We start from the raw sequence: 9,774 nt of genomic DNA on the forward strand, positions 1-9,774 counted from the left end.
TAGATCACGCGATGGCATGTCACTTTTCGGAGAGCCGGCCCGTCAACTCCGTGAACAGCCAGTTGTCCTTTACAAGGAACAGGAAACCTCGTGTTCGCCGCCTATCTCGCAGTCACTCTTCTCGCCTCGGTCACCAACGGATTCGCCGCCGTCGCGAACCTCGTCGGTCACGACTACCCCAGAAGTCAGGCGGACAAGATGGGGCTGCCTCACTCGACGATGCGCCCGTTCGGCGTGCTGCTGGCGCTGGGCGCGCTGGGGTTGCTGGCGGGGTTCGCCGTGCCGGTGCTGGGCGCGCTCGCCGCGGGCGGCCTCGTGTTGTACTTCCTCGTCGCGTTCGGTGCCCACCTGCGAGCTCGCGACTACCACTTCGGCGGCTGGGCCATGTTCTTCTCCCTGGCGGTGGCCGCCCTGGCCCTGAACCTGTCGTACCACGGCTGAGCTGTCTTGATCCGCCTGCGGAACTTGAGCGGATCCTTGAACTCTTGAACTCTTGAACCCAATGTTGACTGCATAATGCGCGGCGACCCTATGGTCAGCCCTTCCCCCTGAGGCCCCTCTGGGGCAAGTCGGGGTGGTCAACGGTCAACGCTCAACAGCGTCCGCAACCTGGCCTGGCACATCGCCCGCCGCCCCGGTGGCCTGGTCGCCCTGGCCATCCAGTACGGGCACCTCCAGAGCGCCTTGACCAGTGAGGGCTACGCCTCACGTAGCCGTGGCGGCATCCACGAGCTCATCGACATCGAGACGGTCCGCGCCATCGCCGACACGCTCGCCGCCCTCAACGACACACTCACCGCAGGCCAGGGCGTCTCCGGCCCGGCAGCCCGCCGTGTCATCCGCGCCGCTGCCCGCGCCCCGCGGTTCGAGGGCAGCATCATCAACCACACAAGCGCCCGCCGACTGCTCGCCAACCAGGACGCCGTGCTCTACGACAACCCGCAAGCCCTGCTGCTGTGCCACTACAAAAGGGAGCAGGCCCTGTGCCACCGTGCCGGAATCCGGGACGCCCCGCAGCTCGACCGTTGCGTACCGGGTTGCGGCAACATCGTGCGCACCGACCACCACGCCATGTCCCTGCGCGAGCGTGCCGCCACCCTCGACCGCGCAAGCCGCCCATGTACCGCAGCCGGTCGGTGAACGGCTGCGGCACCACGCACAGCGCCTGCGCGACCGCGCCGAGATCCATATGGACACCCGGATCACACTGAAGGACAGCACCTCATGAGCGGAGCAGCAGACGAACGCGTCCAGATCCGGGCGGCCAAGAACCGTATCCTGGTCGGCCGCCCCGAGCGCTCCAACGGCGCGCTGACCATCGTGGCGCTGGCCATTGAGGCTGGCGTCCCCCGCAACGCCCTCACCCAGCGCCAACTCGACCTGAAAAGCGAGTTCTACGCCAGGCTCAAAGAGCGAGGACAACCGGCCGATACCGAGGTGCGGTTGCGTCAGCAGGTTGTGCGACTCAAGGAGCTCCGGCAGAAGGACAAGGCCGAGCTTGACCAACTACGCGCTGATGTCGAAGCCCTGGTGCGCGTGGTTAACCAACTGACCTTGGAAAACCAGCAGCTGCGGACCAAGCTGACCGCACCCCGCGCCCGCCAGCGGGTCCTGCCCGGCCAGCCGCCGCACCCTCCCCACGCTGAGCCGACTGCAGTTAGAGAGCGTTAAGTCCCGTTCCAGACGATCTGACATTCGCCCTTCCGTGGGTGATGGGACGGTTCCCGCCGAGAGCCATATCGTCTGCGCAATGGGGTCGTTGGCGTGGAGCGGATGCCGTACTCAACCGACTTGGCCGACGAGTAGCCCCTCGTAGTCCTCCGGTAGGCCGATCCGGGGCGCCGACCAGTGAAGTTCCTAGCGTGAGGGGACGCGTAGCCCGCTCGTGAACTGGTCGGGGAAGAAGTGGAGTTCACATACCCAGAAATCCGCGCCGATCCCCCTGCTTCACGCAGTGGGCGAATACCGTATGAGACCGGCTGTCTCCGAATCCGGCCAGCCGAGGAACTCGGTAGGGAGGAGATGCTCATGAGCGCGACCATCACCGCGACTGACGCGGACTTCGAAGAGAAGGTACTGAAGAGCGACAAGCCTGTCCTGGTGGACTTCTGGGCGGAGTGGTGCGGTCCGTGCAGGATGATCGCACCAGCCCTGGAAGCCATCGCCCATGAGCACGGCGAGAAGATCACCGTCGTCAAACTGAACATCGACGAGAACCCGGCGACTGCGGCGAAGTACGGCATCATGTCCATCCCCCTCATGAACGTCTACAAGGGAGGCGATGTCGTGAAGACCATTGTCGGAGCCAAGCCGAAGGCCGCACTGGAGCGCGACTTGGCCCCCTTCTTGGCTTGAGAGGGCGTTAAGTCCCGTTCCTGGCAATGTGGTGTCACTCGTTCGTGAGTGATGGATCGGTTCCGCGTTCGTGTCATGTCGGTGGTACGCGAGACGATCGTCACCGCGGTCGAGGACCGGATGATGAGCGACGTCGGCATCGGCTCCTTCCTCTCCGGCGACCTCGACTCGGCGATCGTCACGGCCATGGCCGCGGGGTACGCGAAGCGTCACGGGCACCGTCGGTCGCTCCACACCACGAGGTGGTGATGACCCCCGAGGACGCCGTGGCGGCGCTGCCGAGGCCGGTGCGGGCGATCGAGCACTTCGACGTGCACCTGGTACGCAGCGCGGTGCGGGCATAGAGGAGAAGAGACTGCTGCGGGACGCCTTCGCCGGCTGGCTGGCTGGCTGGCTGGCTGGCTGGCTGGCTGGCTGGCTGGCTGGCTGGCTGGCTGGCTGGCTGGCTGGCTGGCTGGCTGGCTGGCTGGCGGAGGATATCCTGCGGCGCGGAAAGCTCCAGTTCGGCCACAGCTCCGGGCCAAGGACGTCCTGACCGCGAACCTGACGGCAGCGGGTCCTGCAGGGACCGTCCTGGGCGACACCGACAAGGAGGCTGCCTCCTACGCGCTGTGGGCTCGCCGCGTTCCCCGGTGTCGATTCCATACGGACACTGGGCCGTTCAGCACCGCTCACCGAGTGAGCCGACAGCGCGACGCCCCCCCCCCGACAGCGATCCCAGACATCTGAGCCCTCCCGCAACGACAGCAGAAACGGCCCCAGATCGGCGGAAAAGGCCGGTGCCATGGCCATGGACGGGAAGGGCGTTGAGCTCGGAGCCGACGTCGCACGTCACGTCGACGACCACGGACAGCCGTCGCCGCTCGTTGTCGAGATCGGCCTTCGTCAGGAACGGCGGTACAGGTCGACAGCTGCTGATGGTGTTCACGAGGATGTCGTGCGCGAGCAGTGCGTCACGGTCCAGGTTCTGGGTGTCCCCGGTTCCCCAACGGGTCGGCTCAATACCGGCAGTCCTGAGCGCGTCACAGGCCCCCCGCCCTGAGCGTCCGTCCGCACCGAACACCACGGCGGTGACGCCGTCCACACCAGGGCGCAGCCGTCTTCGCAGTTCCTCCTGGGATGACGAGACGAGCGGCGCCGTCAGCTCGCCGTGGTGCCGCAGAACGGCCAGTGCGGCGCCGACGTAGCCCGCCCAGTAGCCGAAGCCGACCATGCGGCGGCCCTTGGAGTCGAGGAGGTGCTCGAGGTCGAGCAACGTGCCGCCGCCGGCCTCGAAACGCCGCAGCAACCTGGGCGCCTCCGATTGCCCCTTGTAGGCGTGCCCGAAGAAGAAGTGCCCCAGCTGCCCTGCGGCGCGATCGCGCGGCCGACATCCGCGTATTCGTGAGTGGGAAAGGCTCGCTGCGATGACCTCTCGACAGTCAGGTGCACCCCTTCCGCGATCAACTTGCGGGCGTCTTCAGGCACGAGAGGGGCGCGTCGCTCGTTCCGTCGGGATTCGTGTCTCATCCAAAGTCGCAGCATGTGAGGCACCGGGTAAGCGTCTGGTGCATATGCCCGACTTTGCGGCCCGCCGCGCCCGTTCGTCACCTCCGGGCGTTGACGTGAGTCGACTGCCGGTCGGAGTGCGGTGACGCGTCACCGCACTCCGCAAACCACTCGACAGTGGACTTGCCGCACCCAAGACCCTTCTGACTATCTGGAATCAAACGATAACCGTCGGTGCCGGGCGGTCGGTGAGCGGTGAAGGGATGACGATGAGCATTGCCAGCGAGGCAGCCGCAGGTGGCGAGGACTCCGCTCCTACCATCAGCACGGTCGCGGGGACCGGGGACTGGGGGTCTGGCGGTGACGGCGGACCGGCCGCTTTGGCCCAGCTGAAAGGCCCGTTGGGGATCGCGGTGGACCACACCGGCTCCCTCTTCATCTGCGACAGCAGTAACCACCGGGTCCGGAAGGTCGGGGCTGACGGGAAGATCGACACGGTCGTCGGCACGGGCACCGCTGGTTTCGGCGGTGATGGGGGCCCGGCCGCCGAGGCTCAGCTCAAGCGTCCGGCCGCGGTAGCGGTGGACAGTGCAGGGGCCCTCTACATCACCGATGCAGGCAACCAGCGGGTCCGGAAGGTTACGGCAGACGGGGTGATCAGTACCGTCGCCGGCACGGGCACCGCTGGTTTCGGCGGTGACGGCGGCGCCGCTACCGCTGCTCACTTGAATGCCCCTTCGGGGGTGGCGGTGGACAGCAGCGGTGTCCTCTACGTCGCGGAAAGCAGCAACCACCGGGTCCGGAAGATCACGGCCGACGGGGTGATCAGCACGGTCGTGGGGAACGGGTCCAAGGGAGCCGGAGGAGATGGCGGTCCGGCGGTCGAGGCCCAGCTCAATGGCCCGCTGGGGGTGGCGGTGGATGCCGAGGGCAGCCTCTACATCGTCGATTTCGGCAACAATCGGGTCCGGAAGGTCGCGGCAGACGGGACGATCAGTACCGTCGCCGGGACGGGCGCACCGGGCTTCGCCGGGGACGACGGCCTGGCCACCAAGGCCCAACTACTCGCGCCGGTAGAGGTCATGGCGGACAGCGCCGGCGCTCTCTACATCGCCGATGCCGGCAACCACCGGGTCCGGAAGGTCGCGGCAGACGGGACGATCAGTACCGTCGCCGGGACGGGTACACCGGGCTCCGCCGGGGACGACGGTCCGGCCACCAAGGCCCAACTCGGCATGCCGTCAGGACTCGCTGCGGGTGGTGCGGGCGGTTTCTACATCGCCGAGTCCGGCTACAAACGGGTCCGGAAGGTCACGCCGGTGAAGACGGACGGACCGCCCGAGTCGGGCACGGTGGTCTCCTGGACCAACATCCGCAGCAGGCTGCGGATGGGGGTGCTGCGTGAGTCCACCAAGGACGGGGCCGAGGTCCACCAGGCCCTGGCCTCCCCCAGGGCTCACCAGCGGTGGCGGCTGGTCGTGACAGGCCGGGATCAGGGCGATGTTCTGTACAGAATCGAGAACGTGCGCAGCGGCAAGGTCCTGGAAGTCGTGGGAGCGGGGATGGCGGACGGGGCGGTGGTCGCGCAGCGCGCCTACGAGGGCGATGACGCACGCCATCAGCAGTGGAGGCTGGTCCCGGTGGACTCAGCGACCGGCGCCCCGCGGGTCTACGAGATCGCGAACCGCAACAGCGGTCTGTTCTTGTGCGTCGGCACCAACGCCCCCGCGACGGTCAAGCAGCACGCGGTGATGGAGGGCGACCCCCGCGCCCGGCAATGGCAGCTGCTCTCCGTGTGACACACGAACGAGGGGTCAGAGGCGAGGACGCCCCTGACCCCTCGCAACCCGGACGCTACTCGGCGCGGTCCGGCTTCTTGGCGCTCGCCTTGGGCGCCTCGGGCTTCTTGGCCTCGGGGGCTGCCGGCTTGGGCTGCATGCACTCGCTCTTCTTCGGCATGTCGTTCAGGTCCTCAGGCTTCTTGAGGTCGCTGTGGCCCGTCACCGTCGCACTCGATTCCTGCATGCCGGCGGCAGCCGCCGTCGATACCGAGCTGGGCTTCTGGGCGTACTGGGCCTGCGCATCGGCCGATGCCTGGGTGTTGTGGATGAAGGCGCCGAGGAAACCCAGGATGACCCGCGCTTCAGGTGACTGCTCCTGCACGATCTTCGCCCGGGAGGAAGCCCCGTGGATCGCGCTGGTGTACAGGCTCGTGGTCGTGTCGTCGTAGGTGTAGTCGTCGGCGTCCTCGAAGTCGACGCCCGCGCCCGGCTGCGGCTTGTCCCGGCCGGTGGCCACCGAGAAGAGCCCCGCGCCTTGGCCCGCGAAGCGGAAGATGTTGTCGAACACCATGGTCGTCACCTCTGGTCGTGGTCGTGGCCGTGCCGCCCGGTCAAGGCTTCTTGTACAGCTCTCGTTGGCTGTCGGTCAGGCTTTCGCCGTCGAACATGGTGTGGTGGACCTCCAGCGCGGAGACGACCTCGGCCAGCCCCTTCATGCGGAAGCCTCCGTCCGCCAGACCAATGTCGCTGATGTCGCGGGCGACCAGCCGGTCGAGGCCGGGGTAGTCCCCGCGCTGCGGAGGAGACAGGACCGCCACCGGCACCTTGTACTCCACCGCGAGCAGCCCGGAGAAGGTCACCGGGATCTCGTAGGAGTACTGCTTGCGGGTACGGCGCTGCGTTACGAGGGTCTCCACACGGGAGCCCGGCGGGACCTTCCCGGAAATTTGCGACTTCGAGGCCCAGCTGGTGGTCAAAGAACCGCCGACAGAAGCCGCGACACCCTGCGCCAGCGCGGCGTTGAGCCCGGCGGTACCCGAGGCGCTGCCCGTGGTCGTGAACGCCGTCGATCCTGCCACCGAGCCCGACGCGGTGTTGGTCATCCCGTTCGTCATGCCCATATCCATGGCGTTCGCGTTGTCCACGCCCACGCTGTCCTTGCTGTTCTTGTTGGTCATCGTGTTGCTGTTCTTGTTCGTCATCTCGTTCTTGAGCTGCGCCTGAAGCTGCGCCTGAAGGTTCAACCCGAGTTGCAGCTGAAGCTGCAACTGGAGCTGCGCGCCGACGCTGCCGCCGAAGGTGAGCTTGGTGTCTCCCTGGAGCGACCAGGTAGCCCCGTTCGACACAGTGAAGTCGACCGAGTCGGTGAAGCCCATCTCGGACCCGCTGCGGTTGACGTAGGTGCGCGAGGAGAACGTGTCGGGCGGGGGCTGACTGATGTTGCGCCGCTCCTCGATCAGCGGCTCCCCGAGGTTCATGTAGGCGAGCCACCCCAGATCAAACGCGGAGCCACCCGTGAAATCGCCGAACCTCAACTTGTTCACGGAAAACCCGACGGGCTTGTGCCGCACACCGTAGTCGTCGACGTAAACCAGGCTGGGATGGCCCAGGATGGACCGCCAGGTCTGCTCGATATTGAGTTCCCGCAAGTTTTTCTTGGTCAGCGGTTGACGTTTGGCCCGCTCCAGGTTGTACGCGTTGGAAGGCAATTTCCGTCCTCGACTGATCTGGCCGAAGCCGCGCTCGGCGAAATGGAAGCAGGAATCTGCACACATCCCTACAGGCGAAGCTAGCACGGGCCACAATGCCTGATAAGGCACCTTCGAGTATCACGCTCAAACGGGTGATGGCGAATCGCAAGCCGCCCTCCGCCATCCGCTCTACGCCATTTCGAAATTCACACCCACGGGTGGTGTGACCTGGTACCTTGCCGGTTTTGATGGCATTTACTTCGCTCGCGCATTCGCTTTTCGGAATCGTTTCGATCGGGGATGATTGACCTTTCGGTTACGTCGCGCGATAAATCACTGTGCTGAGCATTCGACGCGTTGCTCTCCATATCAAGAACAGGTGAGGTTTCCGCGATGTACACCCAGGAACGCACGGCAATGGCGAATTTGGTGGTCGGCGGCCCGGTGGCGGTGAACAGCTACGACAACGCGATCGTGGCAGCACTGCTCGAAAATCGGCCGGTCATGCTCGTCCACGCCTTCAACGGCGGCTACCTGCGGCCCGCCGAGCTGAAGGAGGAAATCCACGACAAGGGGGTCGGGCTGGCGACCGCGCTCGACCCGGATACGAAGGAGGCACAGGGCCACCTCTGGTACATCACCCCCGGCGGCTTCTTCGGGCAGCGACCGCTGTACTTCATCGAGAGCGCCGCAGGCCAGGTGACACCCCCAGCCGCCGGTGCGACCGACGCCGATGCCGGGCGCGGCGACGATGGCGTGCCGAAGCCACAGCGCAGGCGCATCACCGTCCACCAGGACGCCCCCAAGGACCCGAACGACGCCCTCCGGGTCGGCCTGCCCGGCGAGGTCGGGGACAAGTGGCGCGGGAAGAACGGCGCGGCCGAGGACACCCAGCTCTGGGTCGTCACGGTGACGCCGTGGGGCGGGATCACCTTCGTACCGATCACCCACCCCGACACCATCCTCGGGTTCAAGGACCACACGGTGACGGCCGCCGGCGAGGCGCGTCTGACCTACAACTGGGGCGGGGACTTCACCGGGACCGTCATCAACACGTTCTACCCGCGGCTGCCCAGCGAGTGGAACGTCCCGTACCACCACATCTTCACGTGAACCGCGGCCACCTCCGCGCCCACAACCGTCCCGAGCCAACGCCCCACCGCCTGGAAGAGGCACCACGATGCCCGTGCCCACGGAAGATCTGAAGCTGGAGATCGTCAACGCCGCCACGGGGGAGGCCCTCGGCGTCAAGGCCGCGTCGAGCGCGGACGGGACACTCGTCGTCCGCGACTTCCCCGAGGACGGCCCGCCCCCGGAGCAGTGGCAGTTCACCCCCGTACAGGACGCGCAGGACGACCAGGCGTATGTGATCCGCAACGCGGTCAGCGGTGAGGTGCTCGACACCCCCGCCACCGCCGACAGCGGCGTCCGCCAGAGCAAAGCCGCCGTCGGCAAGAAGAGCCAGCAGTGGCACGTCGTTCCCGTTCAGGGCGAAGCGGGCCTCTACTTCATCGAGGACGTGACCGACGGCGCCGTTCTCGACCTCGCCGAACCCGGTGAGGAAGACACCCGCATCGTCCTGCGCGAGTACGACGACAGCGCGGAAAGCCAGCACTGGCGGTTCGTGACGGCCGAACCCGAGCGCGCCAGCGATGTGGTGCTGCAGTGGGCACCGCTGAGCCACTGGAACGGCCGCCAGTCATGGCGGCTGACCCGCTCGGCCGCGCTGCGGCCGGCACCCGACGCAACCCCCTCCTTCAGCGACGTACTGCTGGTCCTCGAACGGTTCGGAAGCAACCAGGACGCTGGCGGGTGGAAAACCGACGGACCCAACCGCACTCCCCATGGGCAACCGGGCTGGTGGGCCGGCATCGGAGCGCGATTGCTCGCCGACACCACAGGAGAAGGGCGCGCGGACATCGTAGGGCTCAAACCCGGGAAGGGGGCCGTGACCTCGTCCGGCAGGGGCGACGGGACGTTCGTCGACGACGAACTTCTCCTGCACCCGGCCACACCCCCCGCGAGCCCCAAGGACCTGTGGACCCTCGCGGACACGACGGGTGACGGCAGCCCTCACGTCGTCGTGCTCGTCTCTGACGGAGTCCGGGTCCTCCCCCAGGACGAGGACGGCACGTTCGCGCCCGCGAGCGGCGAGCCGGTCCTGAAGGCGTTCGGCCACAGTGTGGAGGCGGGCGGCTGGCTTGCCGACAAGCACCCTCGCTTCCTCGCCGACACCACCGGTGACGGCAGGCTCGACATCATCGGCTGCCACGACGACGGCGTCTGGGTGTCCCTCCAGGACGAGGACGGGACGTTCGCTCCGATCGGCGGCGAACCCGTTCTCGGCGCGTTCGGCCACAGTGAGGAGGCGGGCGGCTGGCTTGCCGACAAGCACCCTCGCTTCCTCGCCGACACCACCGGTGACGGCAGGCTCGACATCATCGGCTGCCACGACGACG

11 protein-coding genes and 1 pseudogene are annotated in these 9,774 nt (G+C 66.9%); 8 read left to right on the forward strand and 4 right to left on the reverse strand.

Annotated elements, in window-relative coordinates; genetic code table 11:
• Positions 1-90: 90 nt before the first annotated feature.
• From AB0N81_RS22735 to AB0N81_RS22755, 5 genes are all read left to right on the forward strand, one after another.
• Complete coding sequence (locus AB0N81_RS22735; protein ID WP_030788460.1) at positions 91-441, forward strand: DoxX family protein; 351 nt, start codon at positions 91-93, stop codon at positions 439-441.
• 243 nt (positions 442-684) lie between these two features.
• The gene (locus AB0N81_RS22740) at positions 685-1,140 is read left to right on the forward strand and encodes a hypothetical protein (RefSeq protein ID WP_365361053.1); all 456 of its coding nucleotides are present in this window, start codon (positions 685-687) and stop codon (positions 1,138-1,140) included.
• Positions 1,141-1,224: 84 nt separating this feature from the next.
• On the forward strand, positions 1,225-1,671 hold the full coding sequence (locus AB0N81_RS22745) for a hypothetical protein (RefSeq protein ID WP_365361055.1): 447 nt from the start codon (positions 1,225-1,227) through the stop codon (positions 1,669-1,671).
• Positions 1,672-2,022: 351 nt separating this feature from the next.
• A complete protein-coding gene (trxA, locus tag AB0N81_RS22750) occupies positions 2,023-2,355 on the forward strand; it encodes a thioredoxin (RefSeq protein WP_365361102.1) in 333 nt (110 codons plus the stop codon).
• Between the two features lie 75 nt (positions 2,356-2,430).
• Positions 2,431-2,604: an asparagine synthase-related protein gene (locus AB0N81_RS22755; protein ID WP_365361057.1), complete on the forward strand. Its 174-nt coding sequence runs from the start codon at positions 2,431-2,433 to the stop codon at positions 2,602-2,604.
• Positions 2,605-3,016: 412 nt separating this feature from the next.
• On the opposite strand, the gene AB0N81_RS22760 is transcribed toward AB0N81_RS22755, so the two are convergent.
• Positions 3,017-3,643, reverse strand: a complete 627-nt coding sequence (locus tag AB0N81_RS22760) for a hypothetical protein (RefSeq protein WP_365361110.1) — start codon at positions 3,641-3,643, stop codon at positions 3,017-3,019.
• Positions 3,644-3,762: 119 nt separating this feature from the next.
• Positions 3,763-3,879 (reverse strand): annotated as a pseudogene (locus tag AB0N81_RS22765) (saccharopine dehydrogenase); the annotation flags it as partial.
• 233 nt (positions 3,880-4,112) lie between these two features.
• On the opposite strand from AB0N81_RS22765, the gene AB0N81_RS22770 reads away from it, so the two are divergent.
• Positions 4,113-5,642 carry an RICIN domain-containing protein gene (locus tag AB0N81_RS22770; protein WP_365361059.1) on the forward strand — a complete coding sequence of 510 codons (1,530 nt, stop codon included), beginning with the start codon at positions 4,113-4,115 and terminating at the stop codon, positions 5,640-5,642.
• A gap of 55 nt (positions 5,643-5,697) precedes the next feature.
• On the opposite strand, the gene AB0N81_RS22775 is transcribed toward AB0N81_RS22770, so the two are convergent.
• The gene (locus AB0N81_RS22775; RefSeq protein WP_365361061.1) at positions 5,698-6,195 is read right to left on the reverse strand and encodes a hypothetical protein; all 498 of its coding nucleotides are present in this window, start codon (positions 6,193-6,195) and stop codon (positions 5,698-5,700) included.
• A 40-nt stretch (positions 6,196-6,235) separates the two neighbouring features.
• A complete protein-coding gene (locus tag AB0N81_RS22780; protein ID WP_365361104.1) occupies positions 6,236-7,333 on the reverse strand; it encodes a hypothetical protein in 1,098 nt (365 codons plus the stop codon).
• Between the two features lie 375 nt (positions 7,334-7,708).
• On the opposite strand from AB0N81_RS22780, the gene AB0N81_RS22785 reads away from it, so the two are divergent.
• Positions 7,709-8,428 (forward strand): hypothetical protein, encoded by a 720-nt coding sequence (locus AB0N81_RS22785; protein ID WP_365361064.1) that lies wholly within the window; start codon positions 7,709-7,711, stop codon positions 8,426-8,428.
• A 67-nt stretch (positions 8,429-8,495) separates the two neighbouring features.
• A partial coding sequence (locus AB0N81_RS22790) for an RICIN domain-containing protein (RefSeq protein ID WP_365361066.1) occupies positions 8,496-9,774 on the forward strand: 1,279 nt, incomplete at its 3' end.

The organism is Streptomyces sp. NPDC093510 (assembly GCF_040683555.1).
In the GTDB taxonomy this organism is placed as follows: domain Bacteria; phylum Actinomycetota; class Actinomycetes; order Streptomycetales; family Streptomycetaceae; genus Streptomyces.